Source organism: Croceitalea vernalis (genome assembly GCF_031846405.1).
In the GTDB taxonomy this organism is placed as follows: domain Bacteria; phylum Bacteroidota; class Bacteroidia; order Flavobacteriales; family Flavobacteriaceae; genus Croceitalea; species Croceitalea vernalis.
In genome coordinates, this window is record NZ_JAVRHU010000004.1 from 61,389 (window position 1) to 86,863 (window position 25,475).

Sequence of the window (25,475 nt, forward strand, 5' to 3'; positions counted from 1 at the left end):
GAAATGGATTGGCGAGCGTAGATTAAAAAGCAAACATTTTTTTATTAACAATTAGAGTACCTTTGCCTAGCAGGTCACCTTATCGCTTCTGATTTTTATCAGAAGAGGAAAGTCCGGACACCATAGTGCAGTATAGCGGGTAATACCCGTCACCCAATTAGAAATTTTTGGGGCGGACAAGTGCAACAGAAAGCAAGTACAGTTCGGCTGTAGTGAAACCAGGTAAACTCTATACGGTGAAACGCCATGTAAACCAGTGTTTAAAAACGGCACGTTTAAGCTGGAGGGTAGGCGGTTAGAATTTTTAGGCAACTAGAAACCTAGATAAATGATAAGGATTCACTTATGTGATTACAGAATCCGGCTTATGGCCTGCTTTTTAAATTAAATTATTTTCTAACTCAAAAAAACTAAAGACATTTCCCCCATATTTTCTACTCTCAGAATAATAAAGCATTTTAGATAAATCGGTCTGTTCTGAATGTTCAATAATTAACATTCCGTTTTCCCTCAATAAAGAATTCTCGAATACTAATTGAGGAATTTTGCCAAATTGCTCTTGATTAAAATTATAGGGTGGGTCGGCAAAAATAATATCTGATTTAAAATGTGCTTTACTCAAATATTTAAAGACATCACTCTTAATCACTGAAATATCAAATTTTAGTTCTTCAGAAGTTTTTGATATAAATTGAGCACAACCTGAATGTTGATCAACCGCAATTATATTTTTTACACCTCTTGAAGCGAATTCAAAACTAATATTTCCTGTTCCAGAGAAAAGGTCAAGGATGCTAATGTCTTCAAAGTAATAACGATTGTTTATAATATTAAATAGGGCTTCTTTAGCCATATCAGTTGTTGGTCTAACGGGTAGTTTTTTAGGGGCTGTTATGCGTCTACCTTTATAATTTCCAGATATTATCCTCATTTAAACGTATTAAGGTGGGTAAGGTCGATAGAATCTTTAGGGTTAGATTCTATTTCTTTGGTATTAGGTTCAAAAACAGCTACTTTTTTAATGTATTGATAACAAATATTAAAAAGTTCATCGCCTTCTTCAATAGAGCCAAAAAGCTTAACCTTTACTGATTCTGTATCAAAGCCTAGCTGTTCATAGGTAAATAACAAGTAGTATAAAAAATCTTCTTTGGTTTTATATTGAAATTGGTTAAAGAGTAGTAGTTTCTTTTTGTCAAATGCAATTAACTCGAAGTTAGTCTTAGAAATATGTGCATAACAAACTGGTTTAGAGCCTATTTTATGGTTAAAGAGTGATTGTAATACCATCGAACTATTATGAATAAATTCAAACTCACCGTACAACTCAAAAATTAGATTATTGATGTTAGTGAATGGAACATAAACACTTGTTATTTCATGATGACTCAACTCATCATAAGCAATTTCATCATTTGCTAATAGTTTGGTATTAAATTTTAAATAGTTCGGAAGTTCATTTACATCAAAGAGCGGTTTCGGAACAAGACAAAACATGTCGTTATTGTGAACAACCTGAACCTTTTCAAATAGGGCTTTGTCTAAATTATTTTTTTCAAGTAGTTTTTTTAATTCCTTTTGTAATAAATAAGGGGTAGTATCCACTTTAAAATTAATTTGCTCGAAAGCATCAACTTTTTGTGTGATACTATCTAATACAAAAAAAGAAAGTCCATTCAAGCTAACTTGAATGGACAAATTCTTAAAAGAATCGGTATCGTTTATAGAGACACCTTTATTTCTAGTCGTTTTTTCTGTCATAAATAGGAGGCCAGTTACCATTGGTACTAACATCAGTTAAAGAACCTACTTTAATAGTTGTTCCATTAACTTCCTCAACACTCATATGTGCCTTTTCACGAGCAAGCAAGTCTTTTGGTTGATCAAATAAAACAACTTCCTTATCAACTTTCACTTCAAAAACCGGAGCTTTATACCCACTCTTATCAATAATGTCAGCTTTCATTTCAAATTTCTCTCCATTAGCTGCACCTGGAACATCCATTAAGCTTTTGTAGCGGTCGTCATTTTTGAATAAAGAATCCTTTATTTTGACAAAACCTAAGGTATCGATAATAATGGTATCCTTTTGTAAATCAATTTTATAAACATCACTAAACTCCATGAAAGATGAATCTCTTTGTTGAGTAATTGTGTAGTTAGCGGTATCAACAAATTGAATTAAACTTTTGAAATTACCAGCATATCTTCCATTAACAGATTTATATGCTTCCTGTGAATCTCGAATGTCTTTTAGTTTAGCAATAACCTCTGAGAATCGCTCTTGTCGAACTTTGTTAAACTCAATTGGAGCATTTACTGATTGGTATATCAGATAACCTAAAAAGATGCAAACAATCCAAAGTACAATTTGTATTATGGTCTTCATTTTATAAGTGTTAATTAGATTTAGTGGTTATTCACAAATCTACAATTTTTTTTTAATCACAAAAGTTTTTGTCCTAAAAATGATGACTATATTTGAGGGGTTATGGCCGACTTGAAAACGCAAGATTTTCTTAAGATTTTAATTGATAAATTTCCACATCAACCTACTGTTTTGCAAGAGGCAACCCTAAGCGGATTGTCTGATTTTATATTATCCAAAGAAAAAGACAGGCTCTTTCTGTTAAAAGGTTATGCTGGAACGGGAAAAACAACCATAACGGGTAGTATAGTAAAGAACCTATGGCGAGCTAAAATGAAAGCGGTGATGTTAGCACCAACAGGTAGAGCGGCTAAAGTCATGTCAACCTATTCAGGCACAAAGGCATTTACTATTCATAAAAAGATTTATTTTCCGAAGAAACAATCGGGTGGAGGTGTTCAATTTGTTTTAGCACCTAATAAACATCGTGATACTCTATTTATTGTAGATGAAGCCTCTATGATACCTGATGCCCCTTCAGATTCAAAATTATTTGAAAATGGCTCTTTATTAGATGATCTAATCTTTTATGTGTATTCTGGTCATAATTGTAAATTGATTTTAATAGGGGATACAGCTCAATTACCACCCGTGAGATTAGATTTAAGCCCTGCGCTTAATCAAGATAAATTGTCATTAAATTATAATAAAGAAGTCACTAAGATTGAATTAGATGAGGTAATGCGACAAGGGAGTGAGTCAGGTATTTTATTTAATGCTACAAACCTCAGAGAACAATTACAACAAGAATTTTTCGAAGAATTTAAATTTCAATTGGCGGGTTTTGAAGATATCGTTAGATTGATTGATGGACATGAAATTCAAGAAGCTATTGATGACTCTTATTCTCAAAATGGGAAAGAAGAGACGGCCATAATTGTGCGTTCAAATAAAAGAGCGAATTTGTATAATGAAAATATACGTGAAAGAATATTATTTCTGGACAATGATATTTCTGTTGGAGATTATATGATGGTGGTCAAAAACAATTATTTTTGGCTTAAAGCAACTTCAGAAGCTGGTTTCATTGCTAATGGTGATATTATAGAGGTTTTAGAGTTGTTTTCAATTAAGGAACTTTACGGATTTAAATTCGCCGAAGTCAAGGTTCAAATGGTAGACTACCCTAATCAAAAACCATTTGAAACAGTGTTATTATTAGATACTATAAAGGCAGAAACACCATCGTTGTCTTATGAAGATGGTAATAAATTATATCAAGAAGTTTCCAAAGATTTTGCACATGAAAAATCGAAATATAAGAAGTTTTTAGGTGTAAAAAATAATAAGTATTTCAATGCGCTACAAGTAAAGTTTTCATATGCTATTACTTGTCACAAATCTCAAGGAGGCCAGTGGAATACGGTGTTTGTAGAACAGCCTTATTTGCCCAATGGTATAGAAAAAGAATATTTGCGATGGCTTTATACGGCAGTAACCAGAGCAAAAAACAGACTTTATTTAATTGGATTTAAAAACGATTTTTTTGTTGAAGGGGAATAACCTATTTTAGTTTAAACTGTAAAAATGACTTCAGAAACGATTATCAGCATTTTTTTAGGTATTGGACTAGCAGCATCTGCTGGGTTTCGAGTATTTTTGCCGCTATTTGCTTTAAGTCTAGCTTCATATTTTGGCGTTTGGGACCTTAATGATAGCTGGACTTGGATTGGAAGTTTAGCTGCGGTATTAACACTTGGTATAGCGACTTTAGCAGAGATTTTTGCTTATTTTATTCCATGGGTGGATAATGCACTGGATAGCATTGCAATTCCACTTGCAGCGATTGCCGGAACAGCTGTTATGGTTTCAACAGTTGCTGATTTAGATCCTGTAATTACATGGTCATTGGCAATTATAGCAGGTGGAGGCACGGCCACAGCGATTAAAGGTGCAAATGCAGCAGGTAGATTAACTTCAACTGCAACAACAGGTGGAGTGGCTAATCCAATAGTTTCAACAGTTGAAACTGGCACAGCATTGGCGGTTTCTACAGCTTCAATCTTGGTTCCTCCGTTAGCCATAGTTTTAGTAATTATTATTTTGATTGTCATATTTAGTATTTATAGAAAGCTTAGACCCAAACGTAAATAATAAAATAAAATATAAATCAGGGTGAGAATAATTTCAATGATTCCGGCACGATATCAGGCGTCTCGCTTTCCTGCGAAATTAATGCAAGATCTTAACGGAAAACCGGTAATACTTCGAACGTACGAAGCAGTCATTAATACTAAACTATTTGACGATGTTTATGTAGTTACAGATAGTGAATTGATTTTTGCACTCATTAAAGATAATGGTGGAAAGGCCATAATGAGCATTCAAGAACATGAAAGCGGTAGTGATCGTATTGCCGAAGCAGTATCTACTATGAATGTAGATATTGTTATAAATGTTCAAGGAGACGAGCCTTTTATAGATACCGAAAGTTTGAAACGTATAATTGCAGTATTTAAGAACGATAAAAAGTCAGAGATAGATTTGGCTTCTCTGATGACACCAATTACTGATTGGGAAGAGATTTCAAATCCTAATACCGTCAAGGTCATAGTTGATAATCGTAGTTTCGCACTATATTTTTCTCGTTCAGTTATCCCTTATCCTAGAGATAAAAGTGCTGGCGCTCTTTATTATAAGCACAAAGGCATTTATGCTTTTAGAAAAAGGGCATTGGCTGATTTTCAAAAATTACCAATGCTTGCCTTAGAAGCGACGGAGAAAATAGAGGCCATACGTTTTTTAGAATACGGTAAAAAAATTAAAATGGTTGAGACCCAAGTAACAGGTATCGAAATTGATACTCCCGAAGATTTAGAAAGAGCTAAAAAGGCATGGAAGTAGATTTTTCTAATATAAAAACAATTGCTTTTGACGCAGATGACACACTCTGGGTCAATGAAACATATTTTCGTGAAACTGAAGAAAAATTTGCTGAATTATTAGAAGGCTATGAAACGAAAAATAAAATAGATCAAGAGCTTTTTAAAATGGAAATGAAGAATTTAAAGCTATATGGCTACGGAGTAAAGGGCTTTATGCTATCAATGATTGAATCGGCTTTGGATTTATCCAATAACAATATAGGTCAAGAAAAGCTTTTAGCAATAATAGATCTTGGTAAAACTATGATTGCTCATTCTGTTGAATTATTAGATGGAGTAGAAGAGGTCTTGGCTAAATTGCAATCTCAGTATCGATTGATTGTATTGACCAAGGGCGATTTATTAGATCAGGAGCGAAAGCTTGCTAAATCAGGGCTTTCAAAGTATTTTCATCATGTTGAAGTCTTAAGTGATAAAAAAGAAGAAAATTACAAGAATCTGTTGGATCATTTAGAGATTCAAACAAATGAGTTTTTAATGGTAGGGAATTCATTGAAGTCAGATGTTATACCTATAATTAATATTGGCGCAAAGGCCATTCACATTCCCTTTCATACTACCTGGGCACATGAAATGGTTTCAAATGAAGAAGAACAAAATAACGGACATTTAAAACTTAGCGGAATTCGTGAAATTTTGAAGTACTTGAATTAAGAATGAAGGCAGAAAATAAATTAGAAAACAAAAGTATAGTTCTGAAGAAAAATACAAATTATAAGAACTTTCCAATGGTGCCGAGAGTAGTTTTCGGGAGAGGGAGTTTTGGCCAATTGGCAGATATATTATTACCAAAGAGAAAGAATTCTGATGCTCCATTTATCTTTTTAGTAGATGATTTTTTTGAAAATTCCGATTTTGCTGATCGAATACCATGGTTGTTCAATGATCAAATCATTTTTATTTCAGCAGATGAAGAACCAAAAACTGAGCAAGTAGATTATCTCGTTGAAAAAATTAGAGCTGATTATGATGAATTACCATCAGGAATTGTTGGAATTGGCGGCGGAACCCTTTTGGATTTGGCAAAAGCGGTAGCGATTATGCTGGGGAATAAAGGAACATCGGACCAATACCAGGGTTGGGATTTGGTTCAAAAACCTTCGCTATATCACGTTGGTGTGCCTACAATTAGTGGGACTGGGGCAGAAGTTTCCAGAACGGCAGTTCTATTAGGTCCCGAAAAAAAATTAGGCATAAATTCTGATTTTACCACTTATGACCAAGTAGTTTTAGATCCTGACTTACTTGCTACAGTGCCTAATGAGCAATGGTTTTATACTGGTATGGACTGTTTTATTCATTGTGTAGAGTCTTTAAATGGTACCTATTTAAATGCTTTTAGTCAAAGCTATGGTGAAAAGGCTTATGAACTTTGCAAAGAAGTTTTTTTAAACGATTTAGCAACGGAAGAAGCTGAAGAAAAATTGATGATGGCTTCTTGGCACGGTGGTATGAGTATTGCCTATTCTCAAGTTGGGGTAGCCCATGCAATGAGTTATGGTCTTTCTTACGTTTTAGGTACAAAACACGGAATAGGTAATTGTTTGGTATTTCAACATTTGGAAGAATTTTATCCTGAAGGAGTAATGTTATTTCAACAAATGCTTCATAAACATCAAATTATACTCCCAAAAAATGTTTGTTCCAATTTAACGGAAAAAGAAATGGATGTCATGATTGAAGTAGCTTATTCCATGGAGGCCCTTTGGGAAAATGCACTTGGGACTAGTTGGAAAGAACAGCTTTCGAAAGAAAAGTTGAAATCTATTTATCAAAAAATCTAAGCTCACTTTTTAGTTGAACTCTTCAAAAGAAATTCATGTTACATAGATTTGCCAAGTTTCTATACTTTAAACTAATGGGTTGGCGTATAGAAGGTGAGTTCCCAGATATTGATAAATGTGTTATCATCGTTGTACCACATACGCATTGGTTAGACTTTGTATTAGGTCTTTTAATACGCAAAGTATTAAATAAAGAAATCAATTACATAGGTAAGAAAAGTTTGTTCAAGCCACCTTTTGGGTGGTTTTTTAGGTGGACAGGCGGCGCGCCTATAGATAGAACCAGCGCTCAAAATTCAGTAGAGGCAATGGTTAAGGTTTTTGAGTCTCATAAAATATTCCGATTTGCTCTTGCCCCAGAAGGAACCCGGAAAAAGGTAAAGGAATTAAAGACGGGCTTTTATTATATCGCAAAGGCTGCGAAAGTACCAATTGTCATGGTAGCTTTTGATTTTGGTAAAAAGAAAATCAGTTTTGCCGAACCGTTTCGTCCTACTGATGATTTAGACAATGATTTCAAAAAAATTGTAGGGTTCTATAAGGGGGTTAAAGGTAAAATTCCCGAGTATAGTTTTGAGGTTGAATAATCTAAATAATCATAATTTTTTAAGAACCCTTGTTTTCGTGGTGTCAATCACTTTTTTTGAATTACCCGGAAAGATTAAATTAGTGCTGGAATAACTATCGCCAAAAGTAATAGCAGCAGCATAAACTTGTTGAATTGCATCTACAACCTGTCCTTCAGTTAACTCTTTTAATGGATGAGTATATACAGACCAAATGATTTCATCACTTAATGCATATTTAACATCTAAAACCGAATGAAAATTTGCCACTAGTGCATTTAATAATTGGTCTTCAGTAAGTTTCTGTCGTTCAATGATAGGTGATATGATTCGCATTCTGTTAGCATTTTCATCAAAAATGCAAATCAATAAACCATTGTTTACTTTAAACTGAATTTGATTGCCGCTGATTGATAAAGTATCGGATTCTTGCTCAATAAGTGAAATTAAATTCTCTGGAGTCATTTGTTGGCCAGAAATTATAGTAGTTAAAAAGAACGAAATAATCCATAAACCTTTTAGCATTCATTGTATTTTCCATTTAAGTCGTCTAATTAATAAAAAAATTTCAAAAACTTATCTCAGTATTTTTATCTAAAATTTTGATGGTTCTCATATTGAGTATATTTCCTAAGTGTTATTAATATTTTTTAAGAGTTTTTACTGTTTCAACAAACAAGAACAATTGTTTATTAAATTAAGTTTTATCTAACCTTCATAATAGTAATAGAAAATTTGACGTTCATTTTACTGCTAAAACGTTACATCACTATACTGTATTGTTTTTTCAAAGACTTATTTTTTTGATTTTCCGAAGTACTTACCTAAGAGTAAATCACCGGTCTATTAGTTAAAAATTAGAAATAATCGTTGAACGGTTACCCCTTTATTAAAATACTTAAGAATGGGTATTGATATTCTAAAGTTAGAGTCTTATTTTTAACGATATGCTTACATAAGCTAGTAGTTCCCTCCCCTAAGACTTATTTCTTTTTAAATAATAAGTCCATATTATTTTTTATTGAAACCATTTTACAAACCAACCTTTATGAAAAGAACTACTTTTTTTGCAGTTTTATTAAGTCTTTTTGTTTGCAATCAAATTTTGTATTCTCAAGATGTAATTCCACCAAGTTTAGTTAGTTTAACTCCGAACAATAACACGATTGATGTGCCCTTAGCATCAGATGTGATTTTAACTTTTGATGAAGTTGTGCAACTTGGGAACAGCCCAAACCCCTCTCTTTTTCTAAGAAATGAAACGAACAATAGGGTTGAGGTTAATAGATTCTTGGCCAATATTACCATAGCCGGAAATATTGTGACTATAAATCCTGATAGAAATTTATATCCTAACAAAGAATATACTTTTTTCTTTTCTGCAGGTTTCTTTGAAGATTTAAGTGGTAATCCTGTTAATGAATATGATGGACCTAATGAACCATTCTCATTTTTTACAGTGACTACAACCGATGTTACCGAACCATCTTTGGTTTCAATAGTTCCAGAAGATAATAGTATTGACGTTCCTGTCGATACCAATATTTCTTTGACTTTTAACGAAAATATAAGTATTCAGCAAGACCCAGGTTTTTTTCGATTATTTAGACTGGAGGGCACAGGCACACCAACGCCACAAGATGTAATAAGTCTTGAGGACCTCGGTCCAAATAGCGCAGGTGTCATAATAAATAATAATTCGGTCGAGCTAAGTTTTAATACTGATTTACAGCCCAATACAAGGTATTTGATACAGGTAGTGGGTCGTGAAACATTATTTCAAGATGATGCAGGCAATCCATGGGGTGCTGAAGAAGCGGCTTTTGAATCGCCAGATTTAGCCAATTTAGGCTATATTTTTACCACAGCTGATGGAATTGCAGATATTCCAACAACTGCGATTTTCAATCCCATATCTACCAGTACAAGCGTACCAGCTGATCAAGTTTTTACTGTTCAGTTTAATGAAATATTGCAAATTACCGATGATAATCTTTCGGTAAGTTTGTTAGAGCCAAGTTCATTTGGTGGTGCCGCTTTTTATGAAAGTATGAGTATTGCGAACGGGGGATTAAGTCTTTCTGATGATGGGGTGGTTTCTACATTAATTATTACCCCATCACAGCCTATGCCTTTCAACAAATCATTGACCATATCCATACCTACTGGTTTACTTGAAGATTTGAGTGGAAATGCTTGGCAAGGTACCGAGGCCAATAATGGCTTGGAATGGCAATTTTCGACCGAATTTGGAGATACTTCGTGTGTTTCGGGTGATTTAGATTTAGAAATAACATTTGACAATTTTGCTGAAGAAACTTCTTGGGAAATAATTAATGGTGATGGCAGTGCAATTGTTGATTCAGCTTCATACACAAATAATGAATCTAATACAACAATTACAGATCAAATTACTGGTCTTGCTGATGGGTTGTATACATTTCGTTTTTTAGATGTTTTTGGTGATGGTATTTGTTGTAGTCAGGGTTTTGGTAATTTTAAGGTTTCAAAAAATGATATTGTCTTATTTGAAGGTGGTCAATTTTTAACTCAGCAATCATTCATTATTTGTATTAATAGCAATGTGGATAGCGAAATACCGGTGATTACAAGTTGTGCCTCTGATACAACTGTAGATGCTGGAGCATCATGCTCTTCTTCTGTTTCGGTGGGGCTTCCAACGGCAACTGATAATGTATCAACAAATTTCACTTTTGAAGGCATCCGGGCAGATGGGTTTGAGTTAACCGACCCCTATTTTGTAGGTACAACTGCCATAACGTGGACAGCGACTGATGAAGCCGGTAATGTTTCGGAATCATGTAATCAAATAATAACCGTAAATGGTGCTGGGGATTGTTGGTTCGATATTGGACCCGAATTAAGTGGAACATCTGAATCTAGCTTAGGCTCTGGAGTTTCTATTAATGGCGATGGTAATATTATTGCCTATATGGTGCCTAATGCCAACGGAAATGGTAGTGATGGTAACGCAATAGTACTTGAGAATACAAATGGAATATGGAATCAGCTAGGCACCCCTATTCCAGCTGGTTTTGGTTTTGGTAGAGGCTTTAGTGGAATCGATTTAAATGATTCTGGTAATAGGGTATCGGTTAGTAAACAATCAGGTAATGTTCAGGTTTATGAGTTTAATAATGGAGTTTGGTCCGCCTTAGGTGTGGAGATTCCTGCAGCCGGTCAACCCTTTATTCAAAAAGTAGATTTTGATGCTAGTGGTGATAGACTTGCCGTTGGTTATGCAGGAGAAAATGAAAGCAGAGGTCGTGTTGTTGTTTATGAACTTCAATCAGGTTCATGGTTAGAAATAGGTGGTATTTTGAATGGAGATACCTCCGGTGATTCTTTTGGACGAGATGTTTCTTTAAGTGCAGATGGAACAATTTTGGCTGTAGGAGCTTATCAAATTGGTTTTAATAGTATCCCTCAAGACCTAGGATATGTAAGAACTTTTCAATTAGAGAATGGGGTTTGGACCCAAATCGGCGAAGACATCAACGGAGAGAATCAATCTGATTTTTTTGGGGTTAGCTGTTCTTTAAATGCCCAGGGTAATCGTTTGATTATTGGTGCAAATGCTGCTGGTTATGCCAAAGTCTATGGGTTTAATAACGGTATTTGGAGTCAACTAGGTAGCAATCTTGTAAATAATACTAACGAACAAGCAGGTTATCATGTAGATATTAACGAAGTTGGAGATATAGTTCTAGTCGGGAACTTTTCACAGCCCGCACGAATTTTTCAATGGAATGGGGCTACGTGGAATTTATTGGGGCAACCTATCTATGCCGAAGTTGGTCAAGACGTTGCTATAAATAAGAATGGAAATACTGTAGTATTAGGGGCGCCAGAAGCCAATGGCTTAAAAGGCAAAGTATCGATTTTTGAATACAGTGGTGTTTTAGATTCAGAAGCTCCAGTAATCACATGTTCAGATAATATTGAAGTAGTCATTGGTAATACTGATACCACGGCGAATGTGGTTTTAACTAATCCAACAGCAACCGATAATATTTCAACATCTTTTACCTTTCAAGGAGTGCGTTCTGATGCTTTAGCATTAACCGACCCCTATCCCCTTGGCGTCACAACCATTACTTGGACAGCTACCGATCAAGCAGGTAATGTCTCAACGTCTTGTGATCAAACTGTTTCCGTTTTCGAAGCAGAATCAGAAGCTGAGGTTGTAGACGGAGAACTCGATGTTAAAGATTGTACCAACGATACAGATGACACTTATGACATTGCTGTAGAAGACGGGTTCTTGATTCTTTCCAATAATGCTCCTATCATTGTTAGTGGTGATGGTGTTGAGCAAAGGGATGCCAATACGGTTGCTATTCCCCTAGATGGCCTTACAACTGTGACCATTAATGGGGGTAATGGTAGCGATACGCTTACCTTACCTGCTGGGCTGGATTTAAACACCTTGGGAATTGACTTGGTAACTGATAATATTGACATCTTGCTAAGTGGCACAGGTACCTTGAATTTGGCCAATTTAAGTGTTAATAATGGAAATTTTGAAACAAACGCAGATGTTACGGTCAATGTAGGGGTGGAGGCCAATTTTTTTGCCGATGCTACACTTAGTGGTAATGGTACCATTAGTGGGGTAGTAAACATGAATGTAGATTCTAATCTCTTCCCCGGTACCAGCCCGGGTATTTTGAATACTGGAGATTTGACCTTAGACAATAGCAACAACAATTTTGAGGTCAATGGTTTAACACCTGGTACCGAACATGATCAAGTCGTGGTGACTGGCTCAGTGACCATAGTTGCTGGTACAAGCTTGAATTTATTAGGCGGCTATGCCAACGGTGACGGAGACGAAATTATTTTAATTACCAATGATGGCACAGATGCTATCACAGGCACCTTTAATGGCCTCGCAGAAGGTGAAGAAGTAGTTTTTGGTGACTTTACGGGTACCATAAGTTATGTGGGGGGTGATGGTAATGATTTGGTGTTGAACGGCACTGTGCCAGCTGTTGAATTGCCCTTTATCACAGAATGGATTACTCGCGGGACCAACGATGAGATTGTGATACCTACGAACCCTATTTATACCTATGATTATACTGTTGATTGGGGTGACGGCACGATAGAGAACAATGTTACGGGCGATGGTGTACATACCTATGCCGCTGCTGGGACCTATCAGGTCAAGGTCAGTGGGGCCTTTCCTGCAATTTACTTCAACAATGATAGGGGTTCGAATATAGAGAAGATATTGGGTGTTGCTCAGTGGGGTACTATTTCATGGTCCAGTATGGAGAATGCGTTTGCCGGTGTTGAGCGTTTGACCGTTGATACGCCCGATGTGCCGGACTTATCTAATGTGACCTCGCTTTCTGGGATGTTTTCAGATATCAAGTTTAGTTTGCTTTTCCGAGTTTCCTTGAACGGTTGGGACGTTAGCAATGTTACCGATATGAGCCGTATTTTCAAGGGTACTGGTGGCACCGTGAACGTAGAGGTTTCCAGTTGGGATGTTTCCAATGTCACGGATATGTCAGAAATGTTTTCTGATACGGGCAGTTTTAATGATGACCTTAGCGGTTGGGATGTATCAAGTGTGACCAATATGAGCGGTATGTTCAATGGAGCGGATTCATTTGATGCGGACATTTCCGGTTGGGACGTTTCCAAGGTAACGGATATGGGTGATATGTTCAGGGGTGCGAGAAGTTTCAATGTTGATATTTCAGGTTGGGATGTTAGCAATGTTACCGATATGGGTGGCATGTTCTTTTCAGCTGCGGATTTCAACGTAGATATCAGTGTTTGGGATGTTTCCAAGGTCACCGATATGTCGTTTATGTTCGTAAGTGCCTCTGATTTTAACCAAGATATTGGTGTTTGGGCAACTACATCGTTGACCGATGCCTCACGCATGTTCTCGAGTGCCAACTCGTTTGACCAGAATTTGGGTGGTTGGGACGTATCTAAAGTTACAGATGCGCAAGGTATGTTCGAGGGCATAGCGCTTTCGACGGCTAATTATGATGCTTTGTTGACGGGCTGGTCGCAACAGATGTTGCAGAACGGAGTGATTTTTGGCGGGGGCGATAGCGTTTTTTGTACTGCAGCTATAGATAAACAATCAATCATTGATATCTATGCTTGGGTCATTAGTGATGGTGGAAGTTGTGTTGTAGATTCGGATTCTTTTATCACAGAATGGATTACTCGCGGGACCAACGATGAGATTGTGATACCTACGAACCCTATTTATACCTATGATTATACTGTTGATTGGGGTGACGGCACGATAGAGAACAATGTTACGGGCGATGGTGTACATACCTATGCCGCTGCTGGGACCTATCAGGTCAAGGTCAGTGGGGCCTTTCCTGCAATTTACTTCAACAATGATAGGGGTTCGAATATAGAGAAGATATTGGGTGTTGCTCAGTGGGGTACTATTTCATGGTCCAGTATGGAGAATGCGTTTGCCGGTGTTGAGCGTTTGACCGTTGATACGCCCGATGTGCCGGACTTATCTAATGTGACCTCGCTTTCTGGGATGTTTTCAGATATCAAGTTTAGTTTGCTTTTCCGAGTTTCCTTGAACGGTTGGGACGTTAGCAATGTTACCGATATGAGCCGTATTTTCAAGGGTACTGGTGGCACCGTGAACGTAGAGGTTTCCAGTTGGGATGTTTCCAATGTCACGGATATGTCAGAAATGTTTTCTGATACGGGCAGTTTTAATGATGACCTTAGCGGTTGGGATGTATCAAGTGTGACCAATATGAGCGGTATGTTCAATGGAGCGGATTCATTTGATGCGGACATTTCCGGTTGGGACGTTTCCAAGGTAACGGATATGGGTGATATGTTCAGGGGTGCGAGAAGTTTCAATGTTGATATTTCAGGTTGGGATGTTAGCAATGTTACCGATATGGGTGGCATGTTCTTTTCAGCTGCGGATTTCAACGTAGATATCAGTGTTTGGGATGTTTCCAAGGTCACCGATATGTCGTTTATGTTCGTAAGTGCCTCTGATTTTAACCAAGATATTGGTGTTTGGGCAACTACATCGTTGACCGATGCCTCACGCATGTTCTCGAGTGCCAACTCGTTTGACCAGAATTTGGGTGGTTGGGACGTATCTAAAGTTACAGATGCGCAAGGTATGTTCGAGGGCATAGCGCTTTCGACGGCTAATTATGATGCTTTGTTGACGGGCTGGTCGCAACAGATGTTGCAGAACGGAGTGATTTTTGGCGGGGGCGATAGCGTTTTTTGTACTGCAGCTATAGATAAACAATCAATCATTGATATCTATGCTTGGGTCATTAGTGATGGTGGAAGTTGTGTTGTAGATTCGGATTCTTTTATCACAGAATGGATTACTCGCGGGACCAACGATGAGATTGTGATACCTACGAACCCTATTTATACCTATGATTATACTGTTGATTGGGGTGACGGCACGATAGAGAACAATGTTACGGGCGATGGTGTACATACCTATGCCGCTGCTGGGACCTATCAGGTCAAGGTCAGTGGGGCCTTTCCTGCAATTTACTTCAACAATGATAGGGGTTCGAATATAGAGAAGATATTGGGTGTTGCTCAGTGGGGTACTATTTCATGGTCCAGTATGGAGAATGCGTTTGCCGGTGTTGAGCGTTTGACCGTTGATACGCCCGATGTGCCGGACTTATCTAATGTGACCTCGCTTTCTGGGATGTTTTCAGATATCAAGTTTAGTTTGCTTTTCCGAGTTTCCTTGAACGGTTGGGACGTTAGCAATGTTACCGATATGAGCCGTATTTTCAAGGGTACTGGTGGCACCGTGAACGTAGAGGTTTCCAGTTGGGATGTTTCCAATGTCACGGATATGTCAGAAATGTTTTCTGATACGGGCAGTTTTAATGATGACCTTAGCGGTTGGGATGTATCAAGTGTGACCAATATGAGCGGTATGTTCAATGGAGCGGATTCATTTGATGCGGACATTTCCGGTTGGGACGTTTCCAAGGTAACGGATATGGGTGATATGTTCAGGGGTGCGAGAAGTTTCAATGTTGATATTTCAGGTTGGGATGTTAGCAATGTTACCGATATGGGTGGCATGTTCTTTTCAGCTGCGGATTTCAACGTAGATATCAGTGTTTGGGATGTTTCCAAGGTCACCGATATGTCGTTTATGTTCGTAAGTGCCTCTGATTTTAACCAAGATATTGGTGTTTGGGCAACTACATCGTTGACCGATGCCTCACGCATGTTCTCGAGTGCCAACTCGTTTGACCAGAATTTGGGTGGTTGGGACGTATCTAAAGTTACAGATGCGCAAGGTATGTTCGAGGGCATAGCGCTTTCGACGGCTAATTATGATGCTTTGTTGACGGGCTGGTCGCAACAGATGTTGCAGAACGGAGTGATTTTTGGCGGGGGCGATAGCGTTTTTTGTACTGCAGCTATAGATAAACAATCAATCATTGATATCTATGCTTGGGTCATTAGTGATGGTGGAAGTTGTGTTGTAGATTCGGATTCTTTTATCACAGAATGGATTACTCGCGGGACCAACGATGAGATTGTGATACCTACGAACCCTATTTATACCTATGATTATACTGTTGATTGGGGTGACGGCACGATAGAGAACAATGTTACGGGCGATGGTGTACATACCTATGCCGCTGCTGGGACCTATCAGGTCAAGGTCAGTGGGGCCTTTCCTGCAATTTACTTCAACAATGATAGGGGTTCGAATATAGAGAAGATATTGGGTGTTGCTCAGTGGGGTACTATTTCATGGTCCAGTATGGAGAATGCGTTTGCCGGTGTTGAGCGTTTGACCGTTGATACGCCCGATGTGCCGGACTTATCTAATGTGACCTCGCTTTCTGGGATGTTTTCAGATATCAAGTTTAGTTTGCTTTTCCGAGTTTCCTTGAACGGTTGGGACGTTAGCAATGTTACCGATATGAGCCGTATTTTCAAGGGTACTGGTGGCACCGTGAACGTAGAGGTTTCCAGTTGGGATGTTTCCAATGTCACGGATATGTCAGAAATGTTTTCTGATACGGGCAGTTTTAATGATGACCTTAGCGGTTGGGATGTATCAAGTGTGACCAATATGAGCGGTATGTTCAATGGAGCGGATTCATTTGATGCGGACATTTCCGGTTGGGACGTTTCCAAGGTAACGGATATGGGTGATATGTTCAGGGGTGCGAGAAGTTTCAATGTTGATATTTCAGGTTGGGATGTTAGCAATGTTACCGATATGGGTGGCATGTTCTTTTCAGCTGCGGATTTCAACGTAGATATCAGTGTTTGGGATGTTTCCAAGGTCACCGATATGTCGTTTATGTTCGTAAGTGCCTCTGATTTTAACCAAGATATTGGTGTTTGGGCAACTACATCGTTGACCGATGCCTCACGCATGTTCTCGAGTGCCAACTCGTTTGACCAGAATTTGGGTGGTTGGGACGTATCTAAAGTTACAGATGCGCAAGGTATGTTCGAGGGCATAGCGCTTTCGACGGCTAATTATGATGCTTTGTTGACGGGCTGGTCACAGCAGACGCTTCAGAACGGGGTCGTCTTTGGTGGGGGTGAAAGCGAATACTGTGATGGTGTTGATGGTATTCAAATACTTCGCAATGATAATAATTGGATTGTTAGTGACTTTGGTATTTTACCTGAAGGTTCCTTAGATAACAATGGTGTTGCCATTGCAGATAGTTGTGGTACCACAGACGATAGCTTTGCTCTTTCGGCAAGCGCAGGTAATCTAGTAATCAACAATTCAGGTTCAGAGTTAAAAGTATCGGGTGACCAAGTCGCCCAACAGGATGAAAATACAGTGGCCATACCTATTAATGAGGTAACCACCGGCTTGGAGATTGATGGTGGTGAAGGTGACAATAGTATGACCATTGATAGCTCTTTTGATTTGGTGGGTGAAAACAATGGATTGACCCTTTCCAATTTAGACGTGGCCCTTGATGGCAATGATGATTTGGAACTTAATGCTCTTGAGGTCACAGAAGGTGATTTTAACACAAGTGGCGTCATAACAGTTGTGGATACCGAAGCCAACTTTAATACTGGTGCTTCCCTTAGTGGTGACGGCAGTTTGACAGGTGATGTAAATATGAACCCTGGTTCTACACTTAATGCGGGTAATAGTCCAGGAGTTTTGAACACTGGTAATCTGACCTTGGATAACAATAACAATGAATTCGAGGTCAATGGAAGTACCCCTAGCACGGACCATGACCAAGTGATGGTGACGGGTACAGTAACTATTATCCCGGGCACGACTTTAAATCTCCTAGGGGGGTATCTCAATGGCAATGGAGACCAAATTATTTTAATCGCGAACGATGGCACAGATGCGATTAACGGAACTTTTGATGGTTTGGCTGAAGGTGATGAAGTTGTATTTGGTGATTTTATAGGTTCCATTAGCTACGTTAGTGGAGATGGAAATGATTTGGTATTAAATGGTGTTCAAGGTTTAATACCTGGCGCTTTTGTAACTACCTGGCAAACCACCACGGCCAATGAAAGTATTACTATACCAACTACAGGCAGTGGCTACAATTATTCGGTAGATTGGGGCGATGGAAATATTGATGCAAACCAAACAGGCGACACAACGCATTCTTATGCTACGGCAGGAACGCATACGGTTTCTATAACAGGCGATTTCCCAAGGATTTATTTCAACAATGCTGGCGATAAAGATAAAATTTTAACGGTAAATCAATGGGGTGAGATTGAGTGGGTAAATATGCAATTGGCTTTTTATGGATGCTCTAACCTTGACGTAAAGGCAAATGACGTTCCTGATTTTTCAGGCGTAATAAGCTTGGCAAACATGTTTTTAAATTGTACGGCTCTGGTTGGTACGGGAGACTTTAATAACTGGAATACAAGCAACATTGAAAATTTCAATGGTATGTTTTTCGGCGCTTCACTTTTTAACCAAGTTATCGAAGATTGGGACACATCTGCAGCAAAGGAAATGTTTGGTATGTTTCAAAATGCAATAGCCTTTAATCAAGAGTTAAATACTTGGAACGTATCCAATGTTTCAAATATGAACAGTATGTTTAGTAGGGCAAGTTCGTTTAATGGAAATATTAGTGATTGGGATACGTCTAGTTTAGAAAGTACAATTAGAATGTTCTTTGGTGCAAGAGAATTTAACCAAGACATTAGCTCTTGGGATTTAAGTAAGGTTGTGAACATGGAATTAATGTTCAATGATGCACTGAAGTTTAATCAGGATGTTGGAGATTGGGATGTAAGCTCTGTTGAAAATATGTTTGGTATGTTCTGGAATGCGCAAGCATTTAATCAAGACTTGAGCCAGTGGGATATAAGCAGTATTATACAAAATAGTTCTTTTGATGGAATGGCGTTTATGTTTAGTCAAACCCAATTATCCTTACAGAACTATGATAATACACTTAGTGGATGGGCCACTTTCAGTGTCGGAAATGGGGAAACACAAATACCACTAAACATTACGTTTGATGGTGGCAGTAGCCAGTATTGTTTAAGTGAAACAGCACGACAAAATCTTATTGACAATTTTGGTTGGACCATTACGGATGGGGGCTTAAATTGCCCAATAGATTTTACAGATGCTTTTATTACAACATGGAAAACTGATAACGTAGACTCTCCAATTAGTACCGGTCCAAATCAATTAGAAATACAATTTAATGGCACTCCATTTGATGTAGATTGGGGAGATGGCACAATTGAAACAATCATTTCTGGTGTCGCTGAACATACTTATGCCTTGCCTGGCACTTACATGGTAAAAGTAAAAGGAACTTTAAATGAAATTGACTTTTCTAAAGACAAAGAGAAATTGCTTGAAATTAACCAATGGGGTAGTGAAAAATGGAAATTTATGAGAAGAACCTTTCGAGGATGTATAAACCTTGATGTAACAGCGGAAGATGTTCCTGATTTCTCTGAATTACAAGATTTCGACTTAGATGGACTTTTTGAGAACTGTGAATCTTTGATAGGTAATGAAAGTTTTAATAATTGGGATGTCTCCTCAATTGATTTTATGAGCAATATGTTCAGAGGAGCAATATTATTTAACCAAGACCTGAATAATTGGGATGTATCAAATGTATCTTCGATGGATGGAATGTTTAGAAATGCAACCGCCTTCAACGGGAACATTTCAAATTGGGAGCCTTCCAAAGTTGTTGTTATGGCTGATATGTTCTCAAATGCATCTAGTTTTAATGGTGATTTAAATGGTTGGGATGTTAATGAGGCAGAAGACATGTCTAATATGTTTCGTTTAGCTTCTTCTTTTAATCAAAACATAGGTGATTGGAATATTTCAAATTTAGTAAGGGCAAATAATATGTTTACCAATGTAGAGCTTTCAATAGAAAACTATGATGCCTTATTAAGCGGTTGGTCAACTTTAGATATTGGAGAAACCACTGTGCCAAATAATATAAATTTCTCTGGCGGCAACAGCCAATATTGCGATGGTGAACCCGGCAGAACAATTTTGGAAGGTTTGGGTTGGACCATTACCGATGGTGGTGAATTCTGTAACGATATACCACCAACAATTACCTGTCCAGAGGCTATTGAAGTAAACCAAGATTCTGGAGTCTGTGAGGCAATAGTAATCTTATTAGACCCAACGGCAACTGATGATGTTTCGTTACCAGAGAATATTATTTTTGAAGGTACCCGTTCTGATGGGCTACTTCTCTCAGATGCCTTCCCTGTTGGAGAAACCACCATTTCATGGACAGCAACGGATGAAGTAGGCAATATCTCAGAACCTTGTGAGCAAGTGATTACCGTCATCGATAACGTACCGCCCACCATTAGCTGTCCAGAAACCATTGAAGTGACCATCAATTCGGGTACCGAGGTCAATGTAGACCTCATTTTACCTACAGGGTTTGATCTGTGCTCGGGCATCGATGGTACCACGGCAGTGGGTACATTTGGATCCGACCGTAGTGATGGTAGGCCCATAACCGATTCTTTCCCTATTGGGGAGACCATAATTACATGGACAGCGGCAGATGAGGCCGTGCCCAATCTCAATAGTTCCGAGCCTTGCCAGCAAATTGTACGGGTTGTTTTGGAGGATGTTATGGCTCCAGAGATTACCTGTCCGGATGATGTTACCATGGCAAACGATGTAGGCCTTTGTGCTGCTAGTTTTCCCATTATTCCTGCAACGGCAACCGATAATATATCGGCACCAGAGAATATCACAATTACTGGAGTACGCGGTGATAGTGAAGTATTATTACTTACAGACCCGTTCCCCGTAGGTGAAACTACCATAACCTGGACAGCGACTGATGAAACAGGTAAAGCATCAAGTTGTGAGCAGTTAATAACGATAAATGATACCGAACCTCCCACGGCAGTTTGCCAGGACATTACGGTTCAGCTAGATGCTTCGGGCAATGCCAGCATTACTGCGGCTGATATCGATGGGGGTTCAACCGATAATTGTGGAATCGCCAGTTTAGCGGTAGGCCCAAGCTCTTTTTCGACCTCCAATGTAGGAGTAAATACTGTAACATTAACAGTCACAGATACTTCAGGTAATTCAGCAACCTGCACGGCAAATGTAACGGTTGAAGATAATGTTGCGCCAAACGCAGTTTGTCAATCAATTACTGTTCAATTGGATGGAAATGGTAGTGCAAGTATTTCTGCCTCTGATGTCGATGGCGGTTCTACGGATGCTGCTGGAATTACCTCTATATCGGTATCTCCAAGTACTTTTAGTTGTTCAGACATAGGGGCCAATACGGTAACGTTAACGGTAACAGATGTCAATTCAAATTTTAGCACCTGCACGGCGACAGTAACCGTTGAAGACAATATAGCACCAACGATTACTTGCCCATCCAATATTATGCGAACAAGCAGTACGGCTTTGGGTCTTACCGTTGTTGATATTGGCACCCCTATAACTGACGATAATTGTGGTGTAGCGAGTGTAGTTGGTACGAGGTCTGACAATAATAGTACCGATTTGTTTTCTGATCCGTACCAACAGGGAACTACAACAATTACATATGTAGTTACCGATGACAACGGTCTTAAAAATACCTGTATACAGACGATAACAATTTCATCACCTTCGACCACATCGGTTCCTGGTGTTGTTGGGCTGCCACAGGCTACGGCGGAATCGAACATCATTGCGGCGAATTTAACAGTTGGCACAATTACAACAGCCAATGATGCTCTAGTACCATCTGGCAATATAATCAGTCAAAACCCTTCAGGGGGGGCATCGGCTTTTGAAAGTTCTCCAGTGGATTTGATAGTTTCTTTGGGCCCGCTTTGCGCGGTTTCTATTGAAACACAACCGGAGGATGTTTCTAAGTGCCAATTTGATAGCACGGCCACGCCCATTTCTGTATTGGCCTCTGGTAATGGTACCCTAAGTTATTTTTGGGAAGCATTGCTGCCAGGCAGCTCTTCATGGGCAGAAGTTGTTCCAAGTGCTAATGGTTCTCCACAATTAACATTTAATGCTGTAGACATTTTAGCAAGTGGAACACAATATCGTGTTGTTGTTACATCAGACAACGGCACCCCAGGTGATGATACCGACGATTGTTCGGTGACCAGTGATGCTGCGACCTTAACGGTGAATCCAATGCCGACAGTGAGCTTTACGGCCTTGGCCGACCTTTGCATCGATTCTGGTGTACAGACGGGATTGGGCGGAGCAACTCCTACCGGTGGTGTATATTCAGGCCCAGGGGTAACCGATGATGGCAACGGAATGACTTATAGTTTTTACCCAGCGGTAGCAGGTGTTGGCGTACATACTATTACCTATGATTTTATTAATTCCAATGGCTGCCTCGGTTCGGCAAGTGATGATGTTGAAGTTTTTGCATTGCCCGTGGTCATTTTTACAGCCCCTGCAGATTTGCAGGTAGATGCCGGTGTACAATCTGGTCTTGGAGGCGGCACCCCAACGGGTGGTGTCTATAGCGGCCCAGGCGTCACAGATGACGGCAACGGCATGACCTATAGTTTTGACCCAGCTGTCGCAGGTGTGGGCACACATACAATTACCTATACCTATACCAATGGTAATGGTTGTTCAGATTCAGCAAGTGATGATGTCCAAATTTTGCCAGTGCAACCAGAAATATCCATTGGAGACGTTTCTCAGCTCGAAGGTACGGGTGGTACGACCAACATGAATTTTATGGTAAGTTTGAGCGCAGCCACCACACAGACGATTACGGTGGATTATTCCACTATTGATGACACGGCTGTTGCTCCAGAAGATTATACGGCAGTTTCAACAACAATATTGACATTTAGTCCTGGTGAAATAAATAAAACAATCACTGTCGACATCAATCCAGATTCAGATTTTGAGCTTGATGAAATGTTTACGATAGTTTTGGAAGACCCGGTCAATGCTACCATTGCTGTTAATGAAGGTACAGGAACAATTGAGAATGATGATGTTGAGGGCTGTTCGGCCCCATCGAATGTTGCTTTGAACAAGCCTTCGAGCCAATCGAGCACGTATGGCAACGGTATTGCAAGTTTTGCCAATGATGGCAACCTATCGGGCAGTAGCCCTTGGGATGCCGATCTTCAACATACCTCTGATGATACGACCGGCCCCTGGTGGGAGGTTGACCTTGGCTCTGACCATGATCTCGAAGAAGTGGTGATCTATAACCGTACCAATGGTTTCCAAGACCGTTTAAGTGATTTTTACGTGTTTGTGTCGGATGCACCCTTCAGTTCAAGTGCTACGGCGTCGGACCTTGTTGGTGATGCAAGTGTTTGGAACTATTATTTTGAGGGCTCTGCTGGAGCATTGGAGACGATACCATCGGATATCAATGGTCGCTATGTAAGGATACAGTTGGGTGCCCAGGGCTTTTTACACATGGCAGAACTAGAGGTAATGGGTTGCCCAAGCGGCCCAGATGTCTGTGATGGCGCTGAACCTGTCATGATTACCGCTGCCGGTCCATTTTTGGACAGTGGAGCCCCAGAACAGTTGGTCGCAAGCCCAGCAGGCGGTACCTGGTCGGGTCAGATAAGTGCAACGGGCCTCTTTGACCCATCGATAGGTGCGGGTGACTATATCATCACCTACAGTTATACCAATGGTGATGGTTGTACCCAGAGCGATACAGTAACGATAAACGTAATGCCCGATTCAGACGAACCTGAGCCTTGTGAAGGAACAGATAACGTTGCTTTGAACAAACCTGCGAGCCAGTCGAGCACGTATGGCAATGGAGAGGCTTTCTATGCCAATGATGGTAATCTGGAGGGCGGTTCGCCCTGGAGTGCCGACCTACAGCATACGGTAAGCGGAGAGGCACAGCCCTGGTGGGAAGTAGATTTGGGCTCTGCACATGAACTGACCGAGGTCAAGATATACAATAGGACCAATAGGTTACAGTCACGATTGAACAATTTCTACATATTTGTTTCCGATAGCCCATTCAGCGGTTCGCTGTTGGACCAATTGGGAGACCCCAATATTGAAAGTATCTTCTTTGAGGGCGAGGCCGGTCTTGTGGAGAGTTTTTCAACGATGGCTAGTGGTCGATATGTACGGGTTCAGTTACAGGGTAGCGGTACCCTTCACATGGCCGAGGTAGAGGTTTATGGCTGCCCAACGGACCCATCAATCTGTGATGGTTCGTTACCGGTAACAATAACCCCGGCAGGACCATTTTTGGATACCGAAGGGGAACAGCAATTGACTGCAAACCCAGAGGGTGGAACATGGTCGGGAGCCGTTAGTTCCAGTGGATTGTTCGATCCATCTGCATTGGGTGCAGGCAGTTATGAGGTGGGTTATACGTTCACCAATGAAAATGGCTGTACCAAGAGCGATACGGTTACAATAGTAGTGAACGAAGAGGGCGGTACGGCTCCCTGCACGGAGGCCTACAACCTTGCCTTGGATGGCACAGCAAGCCATTCAAGTACGTATGGCAACGGTGAGGCCTTTTATGCGAACGATGGCAACCAGAGCGGTTCATCGCCATGGAGTGCGGACCTGCAGCATACCCTTGATGAGGACAGCCAACCTTGGTGGCAAGTTGATCTGGGAGAAATGGCAACAATTGAACGCGTTGTGATTTACAATAGAACGGACAAGCTTCAATCAAGGCTGAACAACTTCTACGTGCTGTACTCCGATAGCCCATTTGGCACACAGAGCTTGGATGAACTGTTGGCCGATACGGCTATAGGCCGCGAATTCTTCTCAGGAGCTGCGGGCCTTGAAGAAGAGTTCACGGTTGATGTTATGGCAAGGTATGTACGTGTACAGAAGACAGGTTCCGGTCCATTGCACATGGCCGAGGTTGAGGTCTACGGATGTCCGTTTGCCGCACCACCATTACAAGCGAACCTGAACACGTTCAATGTATGGCCAAACCCTGCGAGCGAAGATGCGAAGGCAAGCTTTGAGAACCCAACAAACGTACTGTCGTTAATGATCTATGACATGCAGGGCAGGATAGTGAAGGTCTATGAGCCCAGCGAATTAAACGCCGGAATGGTGATGGATTTAAATGTGAACACATTGGCCCCTGGGTTATATATCATCAGAACGGAAGATGAAAGGGGCATCCACTTTGAGAAACAGCTTGTGATTAAACGATAATAATAAATTTAAGACTCCAAAAAGCCACCCGGTCACTGAGCCCAGTCGAAGTGGGGTGGCTTTTTTTATTGGAAAGATTAATGAAATTCTGTTGGGTAAAAACCATAGTTTTACTATGGT

11 protein-coding genes and 1 other RNA gene are annotated in these 25,475 nt (G+C 39.8%); 8 read left to right on the forward strand and 4 right to left on the reverse strand.

Annotated features, from left to right (window positions below; translation table 11 throughout):
- The first annotated feature begins 66 nt into the window (after positions 1 to 66).
- Positions 67 to 383: RNase P RNA component class A (gene rnpB, locus RM520_RS13270), an RNA gene on the forward strand.
- Here the strand turns inward: rnpB and RM520_RS13275 are convergent.
- The 3 genes from RM520_RS13275 to RM520_RS13285 are packed head-to-tail and all read right to left on the reverse strand — an operon-like array spanning position 380 to position 2,389.
- Positions 380 to 931 (reverse strand): RsmD family RNA methyltransferase, encoded by a 552-nt coding sequence (locus RM520_RS13275; RefSeq protein WP_311388321.1) that lies wholly within the window; start codon positions 929 to 931, stop codon positions 380 to 382. The two genes, rnpB and RM520_RS13275, sit on opposite strands and share 4 nt — an antisense overlap.
- Positions 928 to 1,761, reverse strand: a complete 834-nt coding sequence (locus RM520_RS13280; RefSeq protein WP_311388322.1) for a DUF3822 family protein — start codon at positions 1,759 to 1,761, stop codon at positions 928 to 930. Before RM520_RS13280 ends, RM520_RS13275 begins: the two co-directional genes overlap by 4 nt.
- Positions 1,742 to 2,389 (reverse strand): hypothetical protein, encoded by a 648-nt coding sequence (locus RM520_RS13285; protein WP_311386334.1) that lies wholly within the window; start codon positions 2,387 to 2,389, stop codon positions 1,742 to 1,744. The genes RM520_RS13280 and RM520_RS13285 overlap by 20 nt, the downstream gene beginning before the upstream one ends.
- Positions 2,390 to 2,491: 102 nt before the next feature.
- Here RM520_RS13285 and RM520_RS13290 point away from each other — a divergent pair, with 102 nt between their 5' ends.
- Genes RM520_RS13290 through RM520_RS13315 form a run of 6 tightly spaced genes read left to right on the forward strand, consistent with a single transcriptional unit; the run spans position 2,492 to position 7,684 of the window.
- On the forward strand, positions 2,492 to 3,931 hold the full coding sequence (locus RM520_RS13290; protein WP_311386335.1) for an ATP-dependent DNA helicase: 1,440 nt from the start codon (positions 2,492 to 2,494) through the stop codon (positions 3,929 to 3,931).
- Between the two features lie 24 nt (positions 3,932 to 3,955).
- Complete coding sequence (locus tag RM520_RS13295; protein ID WP_311386336.1) at positions 3,956 to 4,522, forward strand: DUF4126 domain-containing protein; 567 nt, start codon at positions 3,956 to 3,958, stop codon at positions 4,520 to 4,522.
- 36 nt (positions 4,523 to 4,558) lie between these two features.
- Entirely contained in the window at positions 4,559 to 5,272 is a 714-nt protein-coding gene (gene kdsB / locus RM520_RS13300) for a 3-deoxy-manno-octulosonate cytidylyltransferase (RefSeq protein ID WP_311386402.1), read from the forward strand.
- Complete coding sequence (locus RM520_RS13305) at positions 5,263 to 5,967, forward strand: HAD family hydrolase (RefSeq protein ID WP_311388323.1); 705 nt, start codon at positions 5,263 to 5,265, stop codon at positions 5,965 to 5,967. Before kdsB ends, RM520_RS13305 begins: the two co-directional genes overlap by 10 nt.
- A 2-nt stretch (positions 5,968 to 5,969) precedes the next feature.
- Positions 5,970 to 7,097, forward strand: coding sequence for an iron-containing alcohol dehydrogenase family protein (locus RM520_RS13310; protein WP_311388324.1), 1,128 nt, complete (start codon positions 5,970 to 5,972; stop codon positions 7,095 to 7,097).
- Positions 7,098 to 7,132: 35 nt separating this feature from the next.
- Positions 7,133 to 7,684: a 1-acyl-sn-glycerol-3-phosphate acyltransferase gene (locus RM520_RS13315; protein ID WP_311386339.1), complete on the forward strand. Its 552-nt coding sequence runs from the start codon at positions 7,133 to 7,135 to the stop codon at positions 7,682 to 7,684.
- 9 nt (positions 7,685 to 7,693) lie between these two features.
- Here RM520_RS13315 and RM520_RS13320 read toward each other — a convergent pair whose 3' ends face one another.
- On the reverse strand, positions 7,694 to 8,188 hold the full coding sequence (locus RM520_RS13320) for a hypothetical protein (protein WP_311388325.1): 495 nt from the start codon (positions 8,186 to 8,188) through the stop codon (positions 7,694 to 7,696).
- Positions 8,189 to 8,711: 523 nt separating this feature from the next.
- On the opposite strand from RM520_RS13320, the gene RM520_RS13325 reads away from it, so the two are divergent.
- Complete coding sequence (locus tag RM520_RS13325) at positions 8,712 to 25,355, forward strand: BspA family leucine-rich repeat surface protein (protein ID WP_311388326.1); 16,644 nt, start codon at positions 8,712 to 8,714, stop codon at positions 25,353 to 25,355.
- Positions 25,356 to 25,475: the final 120 nt, after the last annotated feature.